General features: G+C 71.7%; 18 protein-coding genes. 14 read left to right on the top strand and 4 right to left on the bottom strand.

What is annotated here, in order from left to right; all coding sequences use genetic code 11:
• Positions 1-6 precede the first annotated feature (6 nt).
• Both J3486_RS22270 and J3486_RS22265 read right to left on the bottom strand, forming a co-directional pair.
• Entirely contained in the window at positions 7-1,482 is a 1,476-nt protein-coding gene (locus J3486_RS22270; protein WP_207822926.1) for a PAS domain-containing sensor histidine kinase, read from the bottom strand.
• A gap of 105 nt (positions 1,483-1,587) precedes the next feature.
• Entirely contained in the window at positions 1,588-2,331 is a 744-nt protein-coding gene (locus J3486_RS22265) for a response regulator transcription factor (RefSeq protein ID WP_207822924.1), read from the bottom strand.
• A gap of 111 nt (positions 2,332-2,442) precedes the next feature.
• Between J3486_RS22265 and J3486_RS22260 the strand changes: the two genes are divergently transcribed.
• On the top strand, positions 2,443-3,636 hold the full coding sequence (locus J3486_RS22260; protein ID WP_229378421.1) for a sensor histidine kinase: 1,194 nt from the start codon (positions 2,443-2,445) through the stop codon (positions 3,634-3,636).
• A gap of 295 nt (positions 3,637-3,931) precedes the next feature.
• Here J3486_RS22260 and J3486_RS22255 read toward each other — a convergent pair whose 3' ends face one another.
• Positions 3,932-4,945, bottom strand: a complete 1,014-nt coding sequence (locus J3486_RS22255) for a rod shape-determining protein (RefSeq protein ID WP_207823548.1) — start codon at positions 4,943-4,945, stop codon at positions 3,932-3,934.
• 144 nt (positions 4,946-5,089) lie between these two features.
• Here J3486_RS22255 and J3486_RS22250 point away from each other — a divergent pair, with 144 nt between their 5' ends.
• From J3486_RS22250 to J3486_RS22205, 10 genes are all read left to right on the top strand, one after another.
• Positions 5,090-6,625 (top strand): folylpolyglutamate synthase/dihydrofolate synthase family protein, encoded by a 1,536-nt coding sequence (locus J3486_RS22250; RefSeq protein ID WP_207822920.1) that lies wholly within the window; start codon positions 5,090-5,092, stop codon positions 6,623-6,625.
• Positions 6,626-6,631: 6 nt separating this feature from the next.
• Positions 6,632-6,979 carry a DUF4233 domain-containing protein gene (locus J3486_RS22245; RefSeq protein ID WP_207822918.1) on the top strand — a complete coding sequence of 116 codons (348 nt, stop codon included), beginning with the start codon at positions 6,632-6,634 and terminating at the stop codon, positions 6,977-6,979.
• Between the two features lie 169 nt (positions 6,980-7,148).
• Positions 7,149-7,562 (top strand): nucleoside-diphosphate kinase, encoded by a 414-nt coding sequence (gene ndk / locus J3486_RS22240; protein WP_207822916.1) that lies wholly within the window; start codon positions 7,149-7,151, stop codon positions 7,560-7,562.
• Between the two features lie 307 nt (positions 7,563-7,869).
• Positions 7,870-8,889 carry a rod shape-determining protein gene (locus tag J3486_RS22235; RefSeq protein ID WP_059131610.1) on the top strand — a complete coding sequence of 340 codons (1,020 nt, stop codon included), beginning with the start codon at positions 7,870-7,872 and terminating at the stop codon, positions 8,887-8,889.
• Between the two features lie 176 nt (positions 8,890-9,065).
• Positions 9,066-10,004 carry a rod shape-determining protein MreC gene (gene mreC, locus J3486_RS22230; RefSeq protein WP_307804895.1) on the top strand — a complete coding sequence of 313 codons (939 nt, stop codon included), beginning with the start codon at positions 9,066-9,068 and terminating at the stop codon, positions 10,002-10,004.
• 18 nt (positions 10,005-10,022) lie between these two features.
• The gene (gene mreD / locus J3486_RS22225) at positions 10,023-10,697 is read left to right on the top strand and encodes a rod shape-determining protein MreD (protein WP_207822912.1); all 675 of its coding nucleotides are present in this window, start codon (positions 10,023-10,025) and stop codon (positions 10,695-10,697) included.
• Positions 10,698-10,795: 98 nt separating this feature from the next.
• Complete coding sequence (gene mrdA, locus J3486_RS22220) at positions 10,796-12,979, top strand: penicillin-binding protein 2 (RefSeq protein WP_207822910.1); 2,184 nt, start codon at positions 10,796-10,798, stop codon at positions 12,977-12,979.
• Positions 12,980-12,985: 6 nt separating this feature from the next.
• A complete protein-coding gene (rodA, locus tag J3486_RS22215) occupies positions 12,986-14,191 on the top strand; it encodes a rod shape-determining protein RodA (protein WP_207822908.1) in 1,206 nt (401 codons plus the stop codon).
• Between the two features lie 246 nt (positions 14,192-14,437).
• Positions 14,438-15,964, top strand: coding sequence for a CYTH and CHAD domain-containing protein (locus J3486_RS22210; protein WP_207822906.1), 1,527 nt, complete (start codon positions 14,438-14,440; stop codon positions 15,962-15,964).
• A 41-nt stretch (positions 15,965-16,005) separates the two neighbouring features.
• Positions 16,006-17,961, top strand: coding sequence for a TIGR03960 family B12-binding radical SAM protein (locus tag J3486_RS22205; RefSeq protein ID WP_207822903.1), 1,956 nt, complete (start codon positions 16,006-16,008; stop codon positions 17,959-17,961).
• Between the two features lie 96 nt (positions 17,962-18,057).
• Here the strand turns inward: J3486_RS22205 and J3486_RS22200 are convergent, their stop codons facing one another.
• Positions 18,058-18,645: a TerD family protein gene (locus J3486_RS22200; RefSeq protein WP_207822901.1), complete on the bottom strand. Its 588-nt coding sequence runs from the start codon at positions 18,643-18,645 to the stop codon at positions 18,058-18,060.
• An 86-nt stretch (positions 18,646-18,731) separates the two neighbouring features.
• Between J3486_RS22200 and J3486_RS22195 the strand changes: the two genes are divergently transcribed.
• The 3 genes from J3486_RS22195 to J3486_RS22185 all read left to right on the top strand — a co-directional run bounded on the left by J3486_RS22195 (position 18,732) and on the right by J3486_RS22185 (position 25,058).
• The gene (locus tag J3486_RS22195) at positions 18,732-19,961 is read left to right on the top strand and encodes a hypothetical protein (protein WP_207822899.1); all 1,230 of its coding nucleotides are present in this window, start codon (positions 18,732-18,734) and stop codon (positions 19,959-19,961) included.
• A gap of 46 nt (positions 19,962-20,007) precedes the next feature.
• Positions 20,008-20,811: a TIGR03936 family radical SAM-associated protein gene (locus J3486_RS22190; protein ID WP_207822897.1), complete on the top strand. Its 804-nt coding sequence runs from the start codon at positions 20,008-20,010 to the stop codon at positions 20,809-20,811.
• A gap of 248 nt (positions 20,812-21,059) precedes the next feature.
• On the top strand, positions 21,060-25,058 hold the full coding sequence (locus tag J3486_RS22185; protein WP_207822895.1) for an Rne/Rng family ribonuclease: 3,999 nt from the start codon (positions 21,060-21,062) through the stop codon (positions 25,056-25,058).
• Positions 25,059-25,195: the final 137 nt, after the last annotated feature.

Below are 25,195 nucleotides of genomic sequence, written 5' to 3'. Positions count from 1 at the left end.
GCGACGCTAGACCCCGCCGTGATGACGGTCCGTCAGGCGCGGCGGGTGGCGCGGCAGGCGCAGCGTCACCTGCGAGCCGCCCCGCGACACGGCATCGACACTCAGGCTCCCGCCGTGCGCCTGCGCGACGGCGCCGGCCACGGCCCGGCCGAGCGCGGTGGCGAACTCCGGGTCGGACGGCTGGGGCAGCGGGGGCCGCGGGTGCTCGGGGACACAGCCGCCGGTGTCGAGGACGCTCACCGTCCAGCCGTCCCGCGCCCCGTCCACCGCGGCGCGCACCGTGACCGTGCCGCCCCGCGGCGTGTGCCGCACGGCCCGCTCGACCAGTTCGGACAGCACCCGGTGCAGCCGCTGCCCGTCGCAGTGCACCAGCACCCGGGCCGGGCAGCTGTGCCGCAGCTCCACGCCCCGCTCGGCGGCGGTCTCCCGATGCTCGCCGACGGCGTCCGACACCAGCCGGTCCAGCGGCATCGGGGCGAGGTGCAACGGCAGGCTGCGGGTATCGAGCCCGGTGACGAGCAGCAGATCCTCGATGAGGTGCTGCATCACGTACGCCTTCTGCCGGATCGAGGCGGCGAACCGGCGCTCCTGGTCGGGCAGTTCACCGTCCGCGAGCAGTTCGGCGTACCCGGCGATCGAGGTGAGCGGGGTGCGCAGGGCGTGGGTGACGGACTCGGTGAAGCGGGAGCGCTCCTCGGCCCGCTCGGCGAGTTCGCGCTCGGTGGCCAGCCGTTCGGTGATGTCCTCGCTGATCCAGAGGATCCCGTGCTCGTCCCCGACCGGGCGGAACGTCATCCGTACGGTGCGTCCGTCGAGGAACAGGAAGTCCCGGACGGTCGCCTCACGCCGGGTCCGCAGCCGCTCGACGAGGGCCTGGAAGCCGTCCGGGTCGGGGGTCAGCCGCGCCACGTGGTCGCGCAGCAGGCGCGCGTCGTCCCCCGGACCCGGCACCGGGTCGGGCACCCGGAACAGCCGGACGGCGCCCTGGTTGAACACATAGACCCGGTACTTCCCGTCGGTGAACAGGACGCCGAAGTCCAGGAAGTCGACGAGCGTGGCGAGCCGGGCGTGCTCGGCGGCGGCCCGGCCGGCCTGCTCCTGGCCGGCGGTGACGTCGGCGGCGTAGACGAGGACGGTCCGCCCGCCCGGGCGCCCCGGGGGCGCGAACAGGTTCAGTACGAGGATCCGCGGCGGCTTCCCGTCGGCCCTGAACCGCAGCCCCAGCGGCTCGGGGGACTCGTCGCAGTGCGGGTCGAAGGAGGCGAGGGCGGCCTCGACGCGGCGCAGGTCCTCGGGGTAGGGGCGGTAGACGCCGACGTCCGCCGCCCCGGGGCCGCCGGGCCCCGCGAGCCGGCCCAGGACATCGGCGGCGAAGGCCCGCACGGTGACGTCCGGGTTCCAGGGGACGAGCACGGTACGGCGGGTGCGGAAGGCCGGCGGCCGCCCGGGGTCGTACAGCGCGTACAGGTCCGGTGACTGCATGGCACCGGCCTCCCTCGCGCCCGACGACCTTCGGCGCCGGCTGCGGCGCCCCTGGATTCGATCATGCAGCAGCGCGGCCGGGTCCGCAGAGCGGGCCGCGCGGGCTCAGCCTGGGCCTGAACCCTCGTGGCGGTCGCCCCGGTACCGGTAGCCGAGGCCGCGCACCGCCTCCAGCGCGTCGGCCCCGGGATCGACGGCGAGCAGCGCCTTGCGCAGTCGGAGCACCGCGAACTTCACCCGCTCCGCGCCCTGTCCGGTCGGGTCGTCCCAGACCCGTTCGAGGAGCTGCGGCACCGTCAGGACCGTGCCCCTGGCGCGGGCCAGCGTGTGCAGCAGCCGGAACTGGAGGAGGCTCAGATCGAGCGCGGTGCCCCGCCACTCGGCGGTCCGGGTGGCCGGGTCCATGCGCAGCACCCCGTCGTCGTACGCGCCCTCCTCCCGCCGGTGCGTGGGCACCCGGCGCAGCAGCGCCTCGATCCGGGCGACCAGCTCGTTGTTGGAGAACGGCTTGGTCAGATAGTCGTCGGCGCCGGCCCGCAGCCCGCGCACCCGGTCCGTCTCGTGCCCGTGCGCGGTCAGCATCAGCACCGGCAGATCGGTCATGTCCCTTACGCGTTCCAGGACCTGCCAGCCGTCCAGCTCGGGCAGGCCGATGTCGAGGACCAGCACGTCCGGGTTCCGCTCCAGGAGGGTGCGCAGCGCGCTGCGGCCGTCGGGGGAGGTGAGCACGGTCCAGCCCTGGCGCTCGAACAGCACGGTCAGCACGAGTCGGACGTCCGGGTCGTCCTCGACGACGAGCACGGTCACCGGGGTGGCCCGGGTGACGGGGGAGGGAACGCGTGGGGACATGCTGTCGCGCACCTCCTCGGCGACGTACGAGCCGCGTCCCAGCATTGTCGGCGCACGACTGCGGGTCCTGCATCCGCACACGACCTGCCCGGACCCTGGATGATGGATCTCATGCACGACAAGGCCGGGTCACGGGTGGTCCGCCGGGCGACGGCCGCGGGCCGCCGGCTCGACCGGCTCTGGCCACGCCTCGCGGAGTGGCGCGGCACCCCGCACGCCCTCGACCTGGCGACGGCCGCGGGCTGTTTCGCCCTGATGAGCCTCGACATCCCGGGCCTGGCCACGGCGGACAACGCGCTGACGGGCGCCACCGCCACGGTCGTGCTCGCGCTCGGCGCGGCCACGCTGCTGCTGCGCCGCCGGGTGCCGTGGGGGCCCTGGCTGCCGTACGTGGTGTCGCTGGTCTTCCTCGGATGGCTGCACGAGCTGACGCTGGTCCAGTTCGCCCTGTACTCGGTGGCCCGCTACCGGGGCCGCGGCGCGGGCGTCCTGTCGTGCTGCGGCTACTTCGTGGTGGCCTGTGTCTCGTACGCGCTGCCGCAGTGGCCGGTGCACAGGGGCGAGACGGTGAGCCAGTTCCTCGCCCTGGTCGTGCCCATCGGCGTGCTCGCCACCGGGGTCGGCATCGCCGCGAACCGGCAGGACCTCGTCCGCGCGCTGGAGCGGCAGCGCACGCGGACGGCGCTGCTCCAGGCGGTCCAGGAGGAGCGCGGCAGCGTCGCGGGCGACGTCCACGACTTCGTCGGCCGGGAGCTGACGATGCTGTCGGTGCGCGCGGAGGTGCTGTCGCGGCGGGCCCGCGGCGAGCGCTGGGAGCAGGACTTCGACGACCTCGCGGAGACGGCGCGCCGGGCCCATCTGCTGCTGAACGAGATCGTGGTGCGCCGGGGCAGCGGGGGCGCCGCCCCCACGCCCGGCCTGGAGGGCCTGCCGCGGCTCGCCGAGGAGAGCGCCCGCACCGGCAACAAGGTCACCGTCCACGTCGATGAGGCGGCCCGCGCACAGTCGCCGCTGCGGCAGGCCGCGGTGCACCGGGTCGTCCAGGAGTGCCTCACGAACGCGGCCAAGCACGCGCCGGGGCAGCCGGTGGAGGTGACGGTGACCCTGTCGGCCGACCGCCTCCACGTCACGGTGACCAACCCGCTCCCGCCGTCGGCCCCCGAGACGCTGCCGGTGTCCGCGGGGACCGGGACGGCGGGGATGGAGGAGAGGGTGCGTGCGATGGGCGGCGAGTTCCGGGCCGGTGTCCTGGCCGGCGCCCACTACGAGGTCCGGGCCGACCTCCCGGCCAGGCGGACTCCGTAGGGGGCGGGGGAGCCGAGGGCGTCGCCCAGGGAGGGGTGCCACCCGGTCGGCGGCGGCATCGGCCCCGTCAGGGGCGCGGGGCTGTGTCGATCTGCGGCTCCGCCGCGCGGGCGCGACCAGCCCCCACCGGAGCCGCACCCGGCAACGCCGCGGCCGGGACCGAGCTGAACGCCGCCTGGAGCGCTCACCCCGCGCCGGGGTGCCGCCTTGCCCACCCTGCCGCCCATGGCGGCAGATTGCCCAAGGCGGCCGAGGCGGGCGGCAGATTGCCCGAGGCTCCGGCGGTCGACAGCGGTTACGCGGCGCCGAGCATGCGTTCCAGGCCGTCGAAGTCCTCCACGCACTTGCCGCAGCCCAGGGCGACGCTGTCCAGCGGCTCGTCGGCGACGAAGACCGGGATCCCGGTGGCGGACGCCAGCCGCAGGTCCAGGCCGGGAAGCAGCGCACCGCCACCCGTCAGCACGATCCCGTGCTCCATGACGTCCCCGGACAGCTCCGGCGGGCACGACTCCAGAGTGGCCCGCACCGCGGTGATGATCGCCTCGACGGGCTCGTTCAGCGCGGAGCGCACCTCGCGCACCGTCAGCTCCACCGTCTTCGGCAGCCCGGCGACCTTCTCCCGCCCCCGCACCGTGAACGCCCGCATCTCGAAGGAGTCCTCCCCGGGCACCGGCCAGGCCGACCCGATGCCGATCTTGATGTCCTCGGCCGTCCGCTCCCCGATGAGCAGTCCGTGCTCCTTGCGGACGTGATCCGTGATGGCCTCGTCCAGCCGGTCACCGCCCACCCGCAACGACTGCGCGGTGACGACCCCGCCCAGCGAGATGACGGCCACCTCGGTCGTCCCGCCGCCGATGTCCACGACCATCGAGCCGCGCGGCTCGGAGACCGGCAGCCCGGCCCCGATCGCCGCCGCCATCGGCTCCTCGATCAGGTGGACGGCCTTGGCGCCGGAGCGCTGCGCGGCGTGCACGATGGCCCGCCGCTCGACGGGCGTGACCCCGCTCGGCACGCACACCACCATCCGCGTACGGGGACGACGCCCCGGCGCGACCTTGCGCACGAAGTGCCGGATCATCTCCTCGGCCGCCTCGTAGTCGCTGATGACCCCGTCGCGCAGCGGCCGGATCGCCGTGATGGAGCCCGGGGTGCGCCCGATGGTCTCCTTCGCCTCGGTCCCCACCGCGAGGACGGACCCGTGCTTGCCGCCCTCCTTGACGGCGACCACCGACGGTTCGTTCAGCACGATGCCCTGACCGCGTACGTAGAGAAGTGTGTTGGCGGTGCCGAGATCGATGCCTATGTCCATGATCGCCAAGTTTGCAGGGTGTTGCTGTGCGTTCGAGCGGGACCAAGGTCCCGAAACGGACAGGGCAAAGGTCCCGTTCCGTCCCGGCGGGCGGCATCCGCGCCGCTGTCGTTGCTTGCCGGGGGCCTCCGTAGACTGGCGTACGTGAGTGACCTCCCCCCGCGCGACAGCAGCGACGAGTACGAGCCCGCCGACGACGCCCTCGACGCCTTCGAGGACATCGTCGACGCCGAGACGACCCGCGATCCCGATCTCGCGGTGATCGAGGCCGGCAGCCGCACCCTGCGGACTCAGGGAGGCGCGCCGCAGGGCGACGGCGTCCCGGCCCGCCCCCAGGACCCGGAGGTGGAGAAGGCGCTCCGCGCGGTCGAGGCGGACCTGGCCACCCGCTGGGGCGAGACGAAGCTGGAGCCGTCCGTGGCCCGCATCGCGGCGCTCATGGACGTGCTGGGCGAGCCGCAGAAGGCGTACCCCTCGATCCACATCACGGGGACGAACGGCAAGACGTCCACGGCCCGCATGATCGAGGCCCTGCTCGCCGCCTTCGACCTGCGCACGGGGCGGTACACGTCGCCGCACGTCCAGTCCATCACCGAGCGCATCAGCCTGGACGGCGCGCCGATGGACCACGAGCGCTTCATCGAGACGTTCAACGACATCAAGCCGTACGTCGAGATGGTCGACTCCCAGCAGGAGTACCGGCTGTCCTTCTTCGAGGTGCTCACCGGCATGGCCTACGCGGCCTTCGCGGACGCCCCCGTCGACGTGGCGGTCGTCGAGGTCGGCATGGGCGGCAGCTGGGACGCGACGAACGTGAACGACGGCTCGGTCGCCGTCATCACCCCCATCGACCTGGACCACACCGACCGCCTGGGCTCCACGCCGGGTGAGATCGCGACGGAGAAGTCCGGGATCATCAAGCAGGACGCCACGGTGATCATGGCGCAGCAGCCGGTGGACGCGGCGCAGGTGATCCTGAAGAAGGCCGTGGAGGCGGACGCGACGGTGGCCCGCGAGGGCCTGGAGTTCGGCGTCGTCTCCCGGCAGGTCGCCGTCGGCGGCCAGCTGGTCACGCTGCGCGGGCTCGGCGGCGAGTACGAGGAGGTCTTCCTCCCGCTGCACGGTGCCCACCAGGCGCACAACGCGGCGGTGGCGCTGGCCGCCGTCGAGGCGTTCTTCGGTATCGGCTCGCAGCACGCGCGCCTGCTCGACATCGACACGATCCGCACCGCGTTCGCGTCGGTCACCTCGCCGGGCCGCCTCGAAGTCGTCCGCCGTTCGCCCACCGTCGTCCTGGACGCCGCGCACAACCCGGCGGGCGCCCGGGTCACCGCCGAGGCGATCAGCGAGGTCTTCGACTTCAGCCGCCTCATCGGTGTCGTCGGCGCCAGCGCCGACAAGAACGTACGAGGGCTCCTGGAAGCCTTCGAGCCGATCTTCGCGGAGATCGTCGTCACGCAGAATTCCAGCCACCGCGCCATGGACGCCGACGAGCTGGCGGGCATCGCGGTCGAGATCTTCGGCGAGGACCGGGTCCAGGTCGAGCCGCGACTCGACGACGCGCTGGAGGCCGCGATCACGCTCGCCGAGGAAGAGGGCGAGTACGCGGGCGGCGGCGTCCTCGTCACCGGTTCCGTGATCACGGTCGGCGAGGCCCGGCTGCTCCTGGGGAAGGGCTGATCCGCTGTGCGTACGTTGTGCTCCTCGACCCTGATCGGCGAGTTCTTCATCATCGGCTTCGCCGGTCTGGTGGCGATGAAGGACCCGGACCTGTCGAACACGCTGGTGTGGACGGTCTGCGGCGTCGCCATGGTGCTCAGTGTCCTGCTGTGCGGCATGGTCACCCGCCCCGGCGGCGTCCAGCTCGGCTGGGCCCTGCAGATCGCCCTGATCGTCAGTGGCTTCTGGGTCCCGGTGATGTTCTTCCTCGGCGCGTGCTTCGGCGCCCTGTGGTGGGCCTCGGTCCACTTCGGCCGCAAGATCGACGTGGCGAAGGCCCGCTGGGCCGCCCAGCAGGAGCCCGGCGCGGCCTGAGCCGTATCGAGGGTCCGGCTGTCGTCTGCGGCTCTCGTCGTGGCTGGTCGCCCCCTCGCACACCCCTCTACGGCGCCCGGGCGGCGAAACCCCGGTGCCGGGCCTCCGATGACCCCCTGTAATCTCGGGGCCCACCGCACATCAAGGCCGCACAAGGAGTCCAGCCACAATGACCCAGCGCACGCTCGTCCTGCTCAAGCCCGACGCCGTCCGCCGAGGCCTGATCGGCGAGATCATCGGCCGTATCGAGCGCAAGGCCGGCTGGACGATCAGCGCCCTGGAGCTGCGCGAGCTGAGCCAGGAGACGCTGGAGCAGCACTACGGCGAGCACAAGGGCAAGCCGTTCTACGAGCCGCTGGTCGCGTTCATGTCGTCCGGCCCGGTCGTCGCCCTGGTCGTCGACGGCGAGCGCGTCATCGAGGGCGTCCGCCAGCTGGCGGGCCCGACCGACCCGATCGCCGCGGCCCCCGGCTCCATCCGTGGCGACTTCGGCAGCATCGTCCGCGAGAACCTGATCCACGCCTCGGACTCCGAGGAGTCGGCCGCGCGTGAGCTGAAGATTTTCTTCCCCGGGCTCGCATAACTTTCGGAAAGTCAGTTTCTGACGATTCGTCAGTCACGTAGCGCCACTGACCTGGAGCGGTCCGAGAATTCGGGCCGCTCTTTGGCATATGCGCCCCGATTGGGGGAACGCAACCCTCCGTCGGCACGTCCCCATTAGCGGGGCGAGGATTCATCTGCTGACAATGGCGAAGACCCTCGCGCCGTGATCGTGCAGGCGAGACTACGATGGAAGCCTCCACGCCACACCGCGTCCACCCTCTCGCCTACCTGACAAGCAATCAAACGCTCCACTTGGGAAGGCCAGACGAATCCTGATGGGGAACTCAATGTCGTTCATCGGCCGTGACATGGCTGTCGACCTCGGGACCGCCAACACGCTGGTGTACGTCAGGGGTCGCGGGATCGTGCTCAACGAACCGTCCGTGGTCGCGATCAACACCAACACCGGTGGCATCCTCGCGGTCGGCGCCGAAGCCAAGAAGATGATCGGGCGCACCCCTGGCAACATCGTCGCCGTGCGCCCGCTGAAGGACGGCGTGATCGCCGACTTCGAGATCACCGAGCGCATGCTCCGCTACTTCATCCTGAAGATCCACAAGCGGCGCTACCTCGCCCGGCCCCGAGTCGTCGTCTGCGTACCGTCCGGCATCACCGGCGTCGAGCGCCGCGCGGTCATCGAAGCCTCTTCGCAGGCCGGTGCCCGCCAGGTGCACATCATCGAGGAGCCCATGGCCGCGGCCATCGGCTCCGGCCTCCCGGTCCACGAGGCCACCGGCAACATGGTGGTCGACATCGGCGGCGGCACCACCGAGGTCGCGGTCATCTCGCTCGGCGGAATCGTCACGGCGCAGTCCATCCGCGTCGCGGGCGACGAGCTGGACAACGCGATCATCCAGCACATCAAGAAGGAGTACTCGCTGCTCCTCGGTGAGCGCACCGCCGAACAGATCAAGATCACTATCGGTTCCGCGTACGACCTCGACTCCGACGAACACACCGAGATCCGCGGCCGCGACCTGGTGTCCGGCCTGCCGAAGACCGTCGTCATCTCGGCGGCGGAAGTCCGCAAGGCCATCGAGGAACCGGTCAACGCGATCGTGGACGCGGTCAAGACCACCCTCGACAAGTGCCCGCCCGAGCTGTCGGGTGACGTGATGGACCGCGGAATCGTTCTCACCGGCGGCGGCGCTCTGCTGCGCGGCCTCGACGAGCGGCTGCGCCGCGAGACCGGGATGCCGATCCACATCGCCGAGGACCCGCTGGACAGCGTGGCACTCGGCTCGGGAAAGTGCGTCGAGGAGTTCGAGGCGTTGCAGCAGGTGCTGGACGCCCAGCCGCGCAGATGAGCGGGGCGCGACACCCAAACGGGCGGTCCGCCGTACGAGTGCCTGCCACTTCGTGCGGCGGATCGTTGATATATAGGCAAGACATAAGAATTCCCGCAGAAGCCCCACAGCCCCCTGAACGCCCCAGACATCGTCCAACACCCGATTTCTGAATGAGGAAGGCACGGCCGCCGCACGTGAGGGACACACGAGAGAGCCGGCTGCTCCTGGTGCTGCTGATCGCCATCGCGTTCGCACTGATCACGGTGGACATCCGCGGTGGTGAGGATTCGCCGGTCGACGGTGCCCGCCAGGCCGCCGCCAAGGTATTCGGCCCCGTGGAGAGCGGAGTCTCCGGCGCGGTCGACCCCATCGGCAACGCCATAAGCGCGGTCCGGGACTCCGGCAAGCGCCACGACCGGATCAGCCGGCTGGAGCAGGAGAACGCGGCGCTGAAGGCCAAGCTCGGCAGCGACGACCGCAACCGCAGCAAGATCCACCAGCTCGACACCATGCTGAAGACGGCCGGCGCCGGCCAGTACGGCATCAAGGGCGCCCAGGTCATCGCCATAGGGTCCGCGCAGGGCTTCTCCTGGACCGTGACCATCGACGCCGGTGCCAACGACGGCATCAAGCGCGACATGACCGTGCTGAACGGCGACGGACTCGTCGGCCGCGTCACCACGGTCGGCCCCAACACCGCGACGGTGCTGCTCGCCAACGACCCCGACTTCACCGTCGGCACCCGCATGGAGAAGACCGACGAGCTCGGCTTCGCCTCCGGCCAGGGCGACCGCCCGCTGCGCGTCCAGCTCCTCAACGGCAAGGCCAAGGTCAAGAAGGGCGACCGGCTCGTCACCTTCGGCTCGCAGGCCGACAAGCCGTTCGTGCCCGGCGTCCCGGTCGGCAAGGTCGTCCGCGTCGACCCGTCCGGCGGCGACCTGACCCGCACGATCTACGTCGAGCCGTACGTAGGCTTCACCAAGCTCGACATCGTCGGCGTCGTCGTCCAGCCGCCGCGCACCGACCCGCGCGACGATGTCCTGCCGTCCAAGCCCGCGAAGCCGAAGCCCGCGCCGACCGTGACGGTCACCGTCACCCCGTCCGCGCCCGCCGCCGGCACCCAGCAGCAGTAACAGGAGGAGCTGACCACCATGCGCTTCAACCGGATCCTCCTGTCCACGACCCTCGTCGTCGTCGCCCTCGTCGTCCAGGTCTGCGTCCTGGCCCGGCTCCAACTCCCGGGCGCCGTACCGGACCTGCTCCTCCTGACCGTCCTCGGCCTGGCCCTCGTCTACGGCCACGTGGGCGGCGCCCTCATCGGCTTCGGCGCGGGCCTCCTCGCCGACCTGGCCCCGCCCGCCGACCACGCCGCCGGGCGCTACGCCCTGGTGCTGTGCGTCATCGGCTACCTCGCGGGACTCGCCAAGCCCGAGAACGGACAGCTCCGCTCGGCGACCGGACCGATGGCCGTGGTCGTCGGCGCCGCCATCGGCACCACCCTGCTGTACGCGGGCGTGGGCGCCCTCGTCGGCGACACCGCGGCCCGCCACGTCGGCCTGGGCAGCCTGCTGTTCACCGCCGCGCTCTACGACCTGCTGCTCGCCCCGTTCGTCGTCCCCGGCGTCATGGCGCTCGCCAGACGCGCCGAGAACAACCCGCTGGCCGAGGCCGGCGGCGGCACCGGCAAGGCCGCCGACGTCTCCTCCGGCTGGCTCTCCTCCGGCACCGGTCTGAGCATCGGCAGTCAGCGCGGCGGCCTGCGGATGAAGTCGGTCAAGGCCCGCGCCGCCCGCGCCGGACGGATCAAGGGGGTCAAGCGCCTGTGAGCGCACGGCAGTTGACGTCGCCGATCCCGGACACACACAGCTTCCGCGTGTACACGTACTCGTACACGCACACGCACTGAGGGGGAGCACGGGCCACCATGACCAACATCCCGGAGACCGGCCGGACCCCGCGCGTCCAGATCCGTCTCGTCATCCTCCAGATCCTCGTCCTCTCCCTCCTGCTCACCCTCGGCGGCCGCCTCTGGTACCTCCAGATCCGCAACGGCGAGGAGTACGCCAAGGAGGCCTCCGGCAACCACGTCCAGCAGGTCGTCACACCCGCCGTGCGCGGCTCGATCCTCGATGCCCGCGGCGTGCCCATCGCCGACAACGAGACCCGGCTCGTGGTCTCCGCCTCGCGCACCGACCTGATGAAGATGGAGGACGACGGCAAGGCCGTCCTCACCAAGCTCGCCGGAGTCCTGGGCATGCAGCCCAAGGAGGTCGAGGAGAAGGTCCGCCTCTGCGACGCCAAGACGCCGCAGCCCTGCTGGAACGGCTCGCCGTACCAGCCCATCCCGATCACCGACGAGGCCACGCCCAAGCAGGCGCTGCAGATCCGCGAGCGCGGCGAGGACTTCCCCGGCATCACCGCCGAGCCGACCGCCGTGCGCCGCTACGCCAGCCCCGGCGGCTCCAACACCGCGCAGGTCCTCGGCTATCTCTCCCCGGTCACCGACGCCGAGATCGAGAAGGCGAAGGACTCCGACTCGCCGTACCTCCGCTCCGACCAGGTCGGCCGCTCCGGCCTTGAGCGCACGTACGACAAGGAACTGCGCGGCAAGGCCGGCGTCACCCGCTACGAGGTCGACAACCTCGGCCGCGTCATCGGCCGCGCCAAGAGCGACAAGGCCGAACCGGGAGCGAACGTCGTCACGTCGATAGACGCACGCGTCCAGCGCGTCGCCGAGTACGAGCTGAACGAGGCGATGAAGGCCGCCCGCCACGAGTTCGACAAGAACACCGGCACCAACTACAAGGCCGACTCCGGCGCCGTCGTGGTCATGGAGGCCAAGACCGGCCGCGTCGTCGCCATGGCGTCCAACCCGACGTACGACCCGAACGCCTGGGTCGGCGGCATCTCCGGCAAGGACTACGCCAAGCTCACCGGCAAGAACTCCAACTACCCGCTGCTGAACCGGGCGATCCAGGGCCAGGCGGCCCCCGGCTCGATCTTCAAGGTCATCTCGACCACGGCGGCGGTCAACGCGGGCTACCCGTTCAACGGCGGCTACCCGTGCACCAGCTCGTACTCGATCGGCAACCAGGTCTTCAAGAACTTCGAGTCGGAGAACTTCGGCCCGATCTCGCTCGGCCGTGCTCTCGAGGTCTCCTGCGACACCGTCTTCTACGGCCTCGCCCACAAGGAGTGGAAGAAGGACGGCGGCCTGAAGGGCAACAAGAACACCAAGGACTGGTTCTACAAGACGGCCCACCAGTTCGGCCTCGGCAAGGAGACCGGCATCGACCTCCCCAACGAGGTCACGGGCCGCGTCCCCGACCGCCAGTGGAAGCAGCGCTTCTGGAAGGCCAACAAGGACTCCTGGTGCAAGTCCGGCAAGAAGGACGGCGACTACGTCCAGCGCCTCAACTACGAGAACTGCCTCGAAGGCAATCTCATGCGCGCCGGTGACGAGGTCAACTACTCCATCGGCCAGGGCGACACCCTCGTCACCCCGATCCAGATGGCGTCCATCTATGCGGCCATCTCCAACGGCGGCACCCTGCACGAGCCCGAGGTCGGCAAGGCCGTCGTCAGCGCCGACGGCAAGCAGGTCCAGGCGATCCAGCCGAAGGTCAACGCCAAGCTCCCGATGACCAGGCAGACCCGCGACCAGATAGACGAAGCACTGGCGGGAGTGGCGACCCGCGGTACGGCGGCCTGGCGCTTCGGCGGCTGGCCCCAGGACAAGATCCCGATGCACGCCAAGACCGGTACGGCCGAGGTCTACGGCAAGCAGACGACGTCGTGGTTCGCGTCCTACACGAAGGACTACGCGATCGTGATGACGATCGCCCAGGGTGGTACGGGTTCCGGTGCCTCGGGACCGGCCGTCCGCAAGATCTACGACGCGATGTACGGCCTCGACGAGAAGGGCAACCAGGACCTGAAGAAGGCCCTGCTGCCGTCGCCGGAGAAGTCCCTCCCGAAGATCCAGAAGGACGGTTCGATCGACGCCCCGACGATCGAGACGTACGACCCGAGCAAGCAGCAGGCGCCCGATCAGCAGGAGCTGGCGGCCGGACTGCCCGTCGCCACGTACACCGGCAGGAGGGACTGACCCGCCATGGCAGGCAGCACCAACGGCTTCTCCGTCTCCGGGTACGGGCCGCAGCAGCGCTCGACGATGTCCCGGCTCATGGCCCGTGACTCCGTCGTCCGGCGCCTCGACTGGCCGATCCTGCTCTCCGCGATCGCGCTGTCCCTGATCGGCTCGGCCCTCGTCTACTCGGCGACCCGCAACCGCACCGAGCTCAACCAGGGCGACCCGTACTACTTCCTCTTCCGCCATCTGCTCAACACCGGCATCGGCTTCGCCCTGATGATCGGCACGATCTGGCTCGGCCACCGCACGCTGCGCACCGCCGTCCCGATCCTCTACGGCATCTCGGTCTTCCTGGTCCTGCTGGTCCTCACCCCGCTGGGCGCGACCGTGAACGGCGCGCACGCGTGGATCATCATCGGCGGCGGATTCTCGCTCCAGCCGTCGGAGTTCACGAAGATCACGATCATCCTCGGGATGGCGATGCTGCTCGCGGCGCGCGTCGACGCGGGCGACCGCGAACACCCCGACCACCGCACGGTGCTCCAGGCCCTCGGCCTCGCCGCCGTCCCCATGATGGTCGTCATGCTGATGCCCGACCTCGGGTCCGTCATGGTCATGGTGATGATCGTGCTCGGCGTGCTCCTCGCGTCGGGCGCCTCCAACCGCTGGGTGCTCGGCCTGATCGGCGTCGGCGCCGCGGGCGCGGTCGCGATCTGGCAGCTCGGCGTCCTGGACGACTACCAGATCGCCCGCTTCGCCGCGTTCGCCAATCCGGCGCTCGACCCGGCCGGCGTCGGCTACAACACCAACCAGGCGCGCATCGCGATCGGCTCCGGCGGCCTGACCGGCGAGGGCCTCTTCCACGGCTCGCAGACCACGGGCCAGTTCGTGCCCGAGCAGCAGACGGACTTCGTGTTCACGGTGGCGGGCGAGGAGCTCGGCTTCGTCGGCGCCGGTCTGATCCTTCTCCTGCTGGGCATCGTCCTGTGGCGCGCGTGCCGCATCGCCCGCGAGACGACGGAGCTCTACGGCACGATCGTCGCCGCCGGCATCATCGCGTGGTTCGCCTTCCAGGCGTTCGAGAACATCGGCATGACGCTCGGCATCATGCCGGTGGCGGGCCTGCCGTTGCCCTTCGTCTCCTACGGAGGCTCATCGATGTTCGCGGTATGGGTGGCGATCGGGTTGCTCCAGTCGATCAGGGTGCAGCGGCCGATGTCGGCCTGACCGCTCCGCACCGGCGGCCCCCCCAGCGCGGGGTGAGCGCTCCCGTCCGGCGTCCAGCTCGGTCCCGGTCGCGTTGATTGCCGGGTGCAGGCCCGGTGGGGGCTGGTCGCGCCCGCGCGGCGGAGCCGCAGATCGATACAGCCCCGCGCCCCTGCGGGGCACCCCCACAGCCCCGCGCCGCGGCGGGGCCCGGCCACCGCCCCGCGCCCCTTACGGGGCCCCCTCCTCACCGACTAAATTCAGGTCATGGCGGAGACGAAGCGCGAGATCGAGCGGAAGTACGACGCCCCGAGCCCCACGGACACCCCCTTCCGACTGCCCGACCTGCACAAGGTCCCCGGCGTCGAGGAGATCATCGCCAAGGGCGTCGTGGAACTCGACGCCGTCTACTACGACACGGCCGACCAACGCCTCGCCGCGGACAACATCACCCTGCGCCGCCGCACCGGCGGCGACGACGCCGGCTGGCACCTGAAACTCCCGGTATCCCTGAGCGAGGGCATCAGGGACGAGATCCGCGCCCCGCTCTCCGACGACATCCCCCGCTCCCTCGCGGGCCTGGTCCGCTCCCGCGTCCGGGACGACCGCCTCACTCCGGTCATCCGCCTCCTCTCCTCCCGCGACGTCTCCCACCTCACCGGCGCCGGCGGCACCCTCCTCGCCGAGGTCAGCGTCGACGCCGTCCGCGCCGAACGCCCCGACGGCCGAGCCGCCACCACCTGGACCGAGATCGAGGTCGAGCTGGCGGACGACGGCGACCCGGCCTTCCTCGGCAAGGTCGAAAAACGCCTCCGCAAGGCGGGGGCCGACCGCTCCGCGTCCCACTCCAAACTGGCCCGCGCCCTGGAGGAGACCGGAGTACGCGCCGACCGGGACAAGCAGACCGCGCCGGAACCCCGCACCGCGGGCGACCACGTCATCGCCCACCTCCGCGCCCAGCGCGACGCCCTCGTCGAGCTCGACCCGGCCGTCCGCCGCGACCTGCCGGACTCCGTGCACCAGATGCGGGTCGCCGCCCGCCGGACGCGCAGCGCCTTCAAGACGTACAAGAAACTCCTCGACCCGGCCGTCACCGAGCCCCTCGCCGAGGAACTGAAATGGCTCGGCACCGAACTCGGCATCGACCGCGACCGCGAAGTGCTGACCGAGCGGCTCACGGCCCGGATCGACGCCGTGCCGCGCACCCTGCTGCTCGGCCCGGTCCGCGGCCGCCTGCGGATCTGGGCGGTGGCCCGCCGCCAGGGCTCGCGCCGCCACACGGTCGCCGTGCTCGACGGCAAGCGCTACCTGGCCCTGCTCGACGCGCTGGACGCGTTCCTCGCCGCCCCGCCGCTCACCGCGAAGGCGGACGGCCCCGCGGCCGAGGTCCTCGCGAAGGCAGCCCTCAAGGACCACGCGCGCCTCGCCACCCGCGTCGAGCACGCCCTGTCCCTGCCGCCCGGCACCGACCGCGACGTCGCGATGCACGAGGCCCGCAAGGCCGCCAAGCGCGCCCGGTACGCGGGCGAGGCCGCCGTCCCCGCCCTCGGCAAGCAGGCCAAGAAGTTCGCCAAGCGGATGAAGAAGGTCCAGTCCCTCCTCGGCGACCACCAGGACTCGGTCGTCGCCCGCGAGGCCCTGCGCCACATCGCGATCCAGGCCCACGCGGCGGGCGAGACGGCGTTCACCTGGGGCCTGCTGTACGGCCAGGAACAGGCCGCGGCCGCCGACCGCGAGCGGGAGCTGCCGGGGGTGTGGGAAAGCGCGGCGGAAGCGGGCCTTTCGGCGGGTTAGGCTTGAGGGTCACCCCTGTCAGCTCACAAAGGTCCACGGTTATGCCTGCCGAAGCCGCCGCCGCGGCGCCCCAAGCGGTCGAGTCTGTGTTTCCGCAGCTCGAAGCGCTGCTCCCGCATGTGCAGAAGCCGATCCAGTACGTCGGCGGAGAGCTCAACTCCACGGTCAAGCCGTGGGAGTCCTGCGACGTCCGCTGGGCGCTGATGTACCCGGACGCGTACGAGGTCGGGCTGCCCAACCAGGGCGTCATGATCCTTTACGAGGTGCTGAACGAGCGCGAGGGCGTCCTCGCCGAGCGCACCTACAGTGTCTGGCCGGACCTGGAAGCGCTGATGCGCGAGCACCAGGTGCCCCAGTTCACGGTGGACTCGCACCGCCCGGTGAAGGCGTTCGACGTCTTCGGGCTCAGCTTCTCGACGGAGCTCGGCTACACGAACATGCTCACGGCCCTGGACCTGGCGGGCATCCCGCTGGCGTCCAAGGACCGTACGCTCGACGACCCGATCGTCCTCGCGGGCGGCCACGCGGCCTTCAACCCGGAGCCGATCGCCGACTTCATCGACGCCGCGATCATCGGTGACGGCGAGCAGGCCGTGCTCGACATGACCGAGATCATCCGCGCGTGGAAGGCCGAGGGCCGGCCGGGCGGGCGCGAAGAGGTCCTCTTCCGGCTCGCGAAGACGGGCAATGTGTACATCCCGGCGTTCTACGACGTCGAGTACCTGCCCGACGGACGGATCGGCCGCGTCGTACCGAACAAGTCGGGTGTCCCGTGGCGTGTGTCCAAGCACACCGTCATGGACCTCGACGAGTGGCCGTACCCCAAGCAGCCGCTCGTCCCGCTCGCGGAGACCGTGCACGAGCGGATGTCCGTCGAGATCTTCCGCGGGTGCACCCGCGGCTGCCGTTTCTGCCAGGCCGGCATGATCACGCGCCCCGTGCGGGAGCGAAGCATCACCGGCATCGGCGAGATGGTGGAGAAGGGTCTCAAGGCGACCGGCTTCGAAGAGGTCGGCCTGCTGTCCCTCTCCTCCGCGGACCACACCGAGATCGGTGAGATCGCGAAGGGGCTCGCGGACCGCTACGAGGAGGACAAGATCGGTCTGTCCCTCCCGTCGACCCGCGTGGACGCCTTCAACGTCGACCTCGCCAACGAGCTGACGCGCAACGGCCGCCGCTCGGGCCTCACCTTCGCCCCCGAGGGCGGCAGCGAGCGCATGCGCAAGGTCATCAACAAGATGGTCAGCGAGGAAGACCTCATCCGTACGGTCGCGACGGCGTACGGGAACGGCTGGCGCCAGGTGAAGCTGTACTTCATGTGCGGCCTGCCCACCGAGACCGACGACGACGTGCTGCAGATCGCCGACATGGCGATGAACGTGATCCAGAAGGGCCGCGAGGTCTCGGGCTCGAACGACATCCGCTGCACGGTGTCGATCGGCGGGTTCGTGCCCAAGCCGCACACCCCGTTCCAGTGGGCACCGCAGCTCTCCGCCGCGGAGACGGACGCCCGCCTGGAGAAGCTCCGCGACAAGATCCGCGGCGACAAGAAGTACGGCCGCTCGATCGGCTTCCGCTACCACGACGGCAAGCCCGGCATCGTCGAGGGCCTGCTCTCCCGCGGTGACCGCCGCATCGGCGACGTCATCCGCGCCGTCTACGAGGACGGCGGCCGCTTCGACGGCTGGCGCGAGTACTTCTCGTACGACCGCTGGATGCAGTCCGCGGACAAGGAGCTCGCCAAGTACGGCGTCGACGTCGACTGGTACACGACGCGTGAGCGTACGTACGAGGAGGTCCTGCCCTGGGACCACCTGGACTCCGGTCTCGACAAGGAATGGCTCTGGGACGACTGGCAGGACTCGCTCGACGAGACCGAGGTCGAGGACTGCCGCTGGACGCCGTGCTTCGACTGCGGCGTGTGCCCGCAGATGGACACGAGCATCCAGATCGGCCCGACCGGCAAGAAGCTGCTGCCGCTGACGGTCGTGAAGTAGCGGTCCCCGCCGACGGGATGTGACGCGCGCGAGGGGCGGCCGGTGTGCGACCGGCCGCCCCTCATCGCATGCTGAGCAAGTGACGTACTGAGTCGGCTACTTGCTGACGGCGAAACGCATCAGCGCCCGCTCGTCCCCCTGCTTGATCTTGCCCGTCTCGTTGACGACCTCCAGCTTCCAGACGTCGCCGGGGGCGCGCACCGCCTTCGCGACCACGCAGCCGTTGTCCGCGCTGAGCAGGCTCGGCCAGATGTCGGCGACCTGCTGGCTGCTGCCGCCCGTCGCGTCGTACACCTTGAAACTGATGTTCCGGGCCTTCTGGAACGAGCTGCCCTTCTTGTAGGCCGCCGCGACGAACACGATCGACGTGATCACCGGCGGCACCTTGGCGAACTCGACGGTGACCGTCTCGTCGTCGCCGTCGCCCTTGCCGGTCTGGTTGTCGCCGCTGTGCAGCAGCCCGCCGTTGCCCAGCGGGTCCAGGGAGTCCAGGCCCGCGAGCCGGACCGGGTCGGAGCCCTGGATGGCTATCGCGATCAGGTCCAGGTCGGTGCCCTGCTTGCGCCGCAGCGCGCCGAGCACGCCGCCGCTGCTGCCCGCGGTCGGGTCCCAGGAGACCCCGATGGAGAGATGGGTGACACCGTCGAGATCCGCGGGGCCGTCTTCCTTCGTGAGCGTAATCATGGGCAGATTGTGCCTGGGTCGGCCTCTTTGTGAAGCACCGGCGTCCGATCCGGATCCGGAAGGCACTGTTCAGCGTCTGACACTGCATGGACCTGGAGAAGCAGCCCCGACCCGCTCCCGCCCCCGAGGGCTGCCTGGTGGCGGCGGTCCGCATGCCGGTGCGGATCGTCGCGCTCGTCGTGGTCGTGCCGGTGCGACTGGTGTGGGACGCGCTCGTCACGGGCGGCCGCTTCCTCTGCGAGAAGGCGCTCGTGCCGCTCGGCCGCGTCATCGGCCGGGCGCTGTACGGCGTCTTCGTGTGGCCGTTCGTGATGCTGGGCCGGTACGTCCTGCTGCCCCTCGGCCGCGGACTCGCCCGGCTGGGACGGGTGTGGGTGGTCGTCCCCGCGGTGTGGCTGTACGCGCGCGTGCTCGCGCCGCTCGGCCGCGCACTCGGCACCGGATTGAGCCGGCTGGGCATGGCGTTGTTCGTGTGGCCGTGGGTCGCGCTGTGGCGGCACGTACTGGTGCCCATGGGGCGTGGACTGGCCTGGCTGGGGCGGCAGTTGGCGGCCGGCGCCGCCGCCGTGGGGCGCGCGCTCGGACAGCTGGCGCGGGTGCTGTGCGTCGTTCCGGCGGTGTGGCTGTACGCGTCCGTCCTCACCCCGGTCGGGCACGCGATCGCCTGGCTGGTCACGGGGATCGGGCTCTGCCTGCGGTGGCTGGCCATGGCGGTGTTCGTGTGGCCGTGGGCGGCGCTGTGGCGGTACGTGGCCGTGCCGGTCGCGGCATGGACGTACGCGTATCTGCTCACCCCGCTCGGCCACGGCGTCGCGGCCCTCGTCCGGTGGCTCTTCGTGCTGCCCGCGCTCGCGCTGTGGCGCTGGGTGCTCGTGCCCGTCGGGCGGGCGGTCGCGTTCGTCGCCCGGGAGACGGTGGACGCGCTCGCCGTCGCCTGGCGCGTGGCCGGGTACGTGTCGCTGGCCGTCGGCCGGTTCCTCGGCACGCTGCTGCGGTGGGTCTTCGTGGAGCCGGTCCGGTGGGTGTACCGCAGCGTGCTGACCCCGGTCGGACACGCCGTGCGCGATCTGGTGTGGCGGCCCGCCGCGGGAGCGCTGCGGGAGGCCGGGCGCGGGGTGCGGCAGGCGCTCGCGGCGGCCCGCGCCAGTGTCCGGCAGGCGCGCGCCGATGTGCGGCGCGCTCTGTTCGGTTCCGACAAGGCGCCTGAACCGCAGGTCAGGGAGGTGCGGGAACCGGAGGCCGCGCAGGGACGTACTCTTGGTAGCAGTACGACCTCACTCACGAACACCGCGTTCACGCATTTCACGAAGGATTAGGACACTGGGCAAGCGACAGCCCGTAGGCCCGCCGCCCGCACCCGCGGTGCAGCGCATCCGACTGCGTTACACCAAGCGCGGCCGCCTCCGGTTCACCAGCCACCGTGACTTCCAGCGCGCTTTCGAGCGTGCGCTGCGCCGCGCCGAGGTGCCCATGGCGTACTCGGCGGGATTCACGCCGCACCCGAAGGTGTCGTACGCCAATGCCGCACCCACCGGCACGGGCAGTGAGGCCGAGTACCTGGAGATCGCGCTCACCGCGCAGCGCGACCCCGAGAAGCTCCGTGCCCTGCTCGACGAGTCGATGCCGCACGGCCTCGACATCGTCGACGCCGTCGAGGCCCGCACCTCGGGCCTGGCCGACCGGCTCACCGCCTCCGTGTGGGAGCTCCGGCTCGACGGTGTGACGGTCGAGGAGGCCGCGCGCGCCGCGGACGTGTTCCGCGCCGCCGAGACGGTCGAGGTCCAGCGCCGCACCAAGAGCGGCATGCGGACGTTCGACGCCCGCGAGGCCGTGGTCTCCCTGGAGGCGCACGAAGCGGCACAGACCCCGGATGTTCCGGCTGATAGGCCGGGCGACAGGGCCTGTGCGATACTGCGCCTGGTTGTTCGGCACGTGACGCCTGCCGTTCGACCCGACGACGTCCTGTCCGGTCTCCGCGCCGTGGCCGACCTGGCGCCGCCGGTCCCCGCAGCGGTGACCAGGCTGGCGCAGGGGCCTTTCGATGAAGAGATCGGCACGGTGTCCGACCCGCTCGCGCCCGACCGCGAGGCAGTCCAGGCCGCCCCACAAACGGAGGCCGCGGGTTCTGCCGCCGCGAAGGTGCCCGCCGTGGAAGGTTCCGCGTAAGGACGGTCGTCGTCGCGCCGCCCTCGGACTCGGGAGCCACCTGGGTCGGGCAGCGCACCCACCCAAGGACTTTCGCCAGGCCGTACGTACATCGCGTACCGGAACCGGCGAGAACAGACAGAAGAGCCCCCGTGCGGCGCACGCGCCCCGGACCGGCGGTACCGCTAGTGACATCTAGCAGGAGCCGCGGACGTCACCGGTCATGGATGAGGCGCGGCGCCCGGGGGCCTGACGGGAGATCCACCCGCATGCCCGAGCCGACCGAACAGAACAACCCCGAGCTGGACAGCCCCAGCGACACGCTGCCCCCGCGCCGCCGGCGCCGGGCCGCGTCGCGCCCCGCGGGCCCGCCGGTCACCGGCGCGTCGAAGGCCGCCGAGGACACCGCGCCGGCCATACCGGCCGCTGCCGCGGACGCCGAGGACGAGCTCGACACCGCAGAAGAGGCGGCCGAGGCCGCCACCCCCGAGACTTCTCCGGCACAGGAGACGCAGGAGGCCGCGCCCGCCGCGCGCCCGCGCCGCCGTGCCACCCGACGCGCCTCCGCGCCCGCCGGTGCGCCCGCGCAGGCCGAGGCCGCGCCCGCCGATGAGCCGCAGGCCGTCGAGGAGCCGCAGGCCGCCGAGCCGGTCGCCGAGGAGGCCCCGGCCGAGCCCGCGCCGCGCCGTCGTCGCCGTGCCACGCGCAGCGTGTCCGCGCCGACCGCCGAGACGCCCGCCGAGGCCCCGGCCGCGGAAGAGCCGAAGGCCGTGGAGGAGCCGCAGGCCGCCGAGGAGGCGCCCGCGCCGCGCCGTCGCCGTCGTGCCACGCGCAGCGTGTCCGCGCCGACCGCCGAGACGCCCGCCGAGGCCTCGGCCGCCGATGAGCCGCAGGCCGTCGCGGAGCCGCAGGCCGCCGAGCCGGTCGCCGAGGAGGCCCCGGCCGAGGACGCCGCGCCGCGCCGTAGCCGCCGCCGCGCCACCCGTGCCGTCGCCGCGCCGGAGGCCCAGGCCGCCGAGGCCCAGGAGGCCCCGAAGGCCGTCGCCGCCGAGCCGGTCGCCGAGCCGGTCGCCGAGCCCGCCGCCGAGGAGCAGCAGGTCGAGGCCGCCGAGGAGGAGGCCCCGCGCCGCACCCGTCGCCGCGCCACCCGCAAGGCCGCCGGTGGTTTCTCCGAGCCGAAGCAGCCGCGCCGTACGAAGAAGGACGCCTCGGACGCCGAGGAGGGCGGTCGCCCGAAGCGCCCGTCCGTCGCCGTGTTCCAGGCGCCGGTCTTCACCGAGCCGATGTTCCAGACCCCGGAGCGCGCCGCCGCGGCTGCCGCCGCCGAGGCCGAGGAAGCGCGCGTCGAGGAGCCGTCGGCCGCGGTCGTCACCGTCGCCGACGTCGTCGAGGAGGAGCAGACGCCGCGCCGTCGCCGCCGTCGCCGCGCCGGCGACGAGCGCTCCGCCGCCGAGCCCGTGGCCGCGCCGGAGCCCGTCGTCGCGCCCGAGCCCGCCGCCGAGCAGGAGGCCGCCGACACGGAGGCCGACGAGCCGGAGGCCCAGGACGACCACGACGACCACGACGAGCAGGGCGACCGCCCGGCCCGCCGTCGCCGTCGCGGTGGCCGTCGCCGTCGCCGCGGTGACTCCGCCGACGCCGATGCCGACGCGGACGCCTCCGACGAGGACGCCGAGCACGACGCCGAGGCCGAGGCCGACGACGAGCACGCCGATGACGACGACGAGGCGCACGCCGAGTCCGGCTCCGGCGGTTCGAGCAGCAGCCGTCGCCGTCGCCGTCGCCGCCGTCGCGCCGGTGACTCGGCCGCCGACGCCGAGCCGTCCTCGGACGACCCGGAGCGCACGGTCGTCAAGGTCCGCGAGCCCCGCAAGGCCAAGGACGACAAGCCGTCCGACGAGGTGCAGTCCATCAAGGGCTCCACGCGTCTGGAGGCCAAGAAGCAGCGTCGCCGCGAAGGCCGTGAGCAGGGGCGCCGCCGCGTCCCGATCATCACCGAGGCCGAGTTCCTGGCGCGCCGCGAGGCCGTCGAGCGCGTGATGGTCGTCCGGCAGAACGGCGACCGCACCCAGATCGGCGTGCTCGAGGACAACATCCTCGTCGAGCACTACGTCAACAAGGAGCAGTCGACCTCGTACGTCGGCAACGTGTACCTGGGCAAGGTCCAGAACGTGCTGCCGTCGATGGAGGCCGCCTTCATCGACATCGGCAAGGGCCGCAACGCGGTGCTGTACGCCGGTGAGGTCAACTTCGAGGCGCTCGGCATGGCCAACGGGCCGCGCCGCATCGAGTCCGCCCTGAAGTCCGGCCAGTCCGTCCTGGTCCAGGTCACCAAGGACCCGATCGGCCACAAGGGCGCCCGCCTGACCAGCCAGGTCTCGCTGCCCGGCCGCTACCTGGTCTACGTGCCCGAGGGCTCGATGACCGGCATCAGCCGCAAGCTGCCCGACACCGAGCGCGCGCGTCTGAAGACCATCCTCAAGAAGATCGTTCCCGAGGACGCGGGCGTCATCGTGCGCACCGCCGCCGAGGGCGCGAGCGAGGACGAGCTGCGCCGCGACGTCGAGCGTCTGCAGGCCCAGTGGGAAGACATCCAGAAGAAGTCCAAGCAGATCTCGACGTCGTCGCCGAGCCTGCTGTACGGCGAGCCGGACATGACCGTCCGCGTCGTGCGCGACATCTTCAACGAGGACTTCTCCAAGGTCATCGTCAGCGGTGACGAGGCGTGGGAGACCATCCACGGCTACGTCAACCACGTGGCGCCCGACCTGTCGGACCGGCTGTCCAAGTGGACGTCCGAGGTCGACGTCTTCGCGACGTACCGGATCGACGAGCAGCTCGCCAAGGCGCTCGACCGCAAGGTGTGGCTGCCCTCCGGCGGCTCCCTGGTGATCGACAAGACCGAAGCCATGATCGTCGTCGACGTCAACACCGGTAAGTTCACCGGCCAGGGCGGCAACCTCGAAGAGACCGTGACGAGGAACAACCTCGAAGCGGCCGAGGAGATCGTGCGCCAGCTGCGGCTGCGCGACCTGGGCGGCATCGTCGTCATCGACTTCATCGACATGGTCCTGGAGTCCAACCGCGACCTCGTGCTGCGGCGCCTCCTGGAGTGCCTGGGCCGTGACCGTACGAAGCACCAGGTCGCCGAGGTCACCTCGCTCGGCCTGGTCCAGATGACCCGTAAGCGGGTGGGCCAGGGCCTGCTGGAGTCCTTCTCCGAGACCTGCGTCCACTGCAACGGCCGCGGTGTCATCGTGCACATGGAGCAGGCCTCCTCCTCCGGCGGTGGCGGCGGCAAGCGCAAGAAGCGCGGCCGCGGCGGCAGCGGGGCGGACCACCAGGACCACCAGCACGAGTTGCACGAGCACGAGGCCGTCGAGACGGCCCCGGAGTCGGCGGACACCGTCGAGACCGAGGCCGAGGTCGCCGCCGAGCTGGCCACCCCGGTGGCGCTCCCGGAGCCGGACTTCAAGCCGGAGGAGGAGCTGTACTCCAGCCCCGCAGAGGCGGAGGCCGCGGCGGGCCGCGGTCGCTCGCGTCGCCGTGCCACGCGCCGCGCGTCGGCCCCGGCCGGTGCGCCGAAGGCTGACAAGGCCGAGCAGACCGGGACGACGGACAAGGCCGAGAAGGCGGGCCGGGCCGCGAAGCCGGTCGAGGCCGAGGAGCCGACGGCCGTCGAGGTCGAGGTCGAGGCCGCCCCGGTGGCCGAGCCCGTGCAGGAGCAGCCGGCCGAGGCCCCCGCGCCCCGGACGCGCCGCCGTGCCACCCGGAAGGCCACCGCGCCCGCCGGTGCGCCGAAGGCGTCCTCCGACGAGGCCGCCGCGGTGACCGTCGTGGAGCCGGAGCCCAAGGCGGAGGAGCCGAAGGCCGAGGAGCCCGAGGCCGCCGAGGCTCAGCCGGCGGCGGAGGAGGCCGCGGCCCCGGCCCGCCCGCGTCGTCGTGCGGTCCGCAAGGCCACCGCCCCGACCGCGTCCGAGGAGACGGCCGTCGTGGTCGTCCCGTCGGCCACGGACGAGGCGCCCGAGGCTCCGAAGGCCGATGAGGCCGAGGAGGCGCCCGCCGCCAAGAAGACGGCCCGTAAGACGGCCAAGAAGGCGACGGCGAAGAAGGCGGCCACCAAGAAGACCGCGGCCAAGAAGACGGCCGCGAAGAAGACGACGGCCAAGAAGGCGGCCACCAAGACCGCCGCCAAGAAGACGGCCGCGAAGAAGACCGCGGCGGCCGAGCAGCAGTCTCAGCCGGCCGTCACGGCCGCGGCCGAGTAAGGCCCGAGCAGCACCGACGGCGCCCCTGTCACCACCACCGAGGTGTGACAGGGGCGCCGTCGTGTGCGCTGAGAGAGATGTACGGGTGAGACACGGGGTGTGGCACGGCCCGGGAGGCACCTGAGGTGCCGGATTGC

The organism is Streptomyces sp. VRA16 Mangrove soil (genome assembly GCF_017377775.1).
GTDB lineage: Bacteria > Actinomycetota > Actinomycetes > Streptomycetales > Streptomycetaceae > Streptomyces.
The sequence above is the reverse complement of the archived record's forward strand: the minus strand, read 5'-3'. Positions and strand labels throughout refer to the sequence as shown.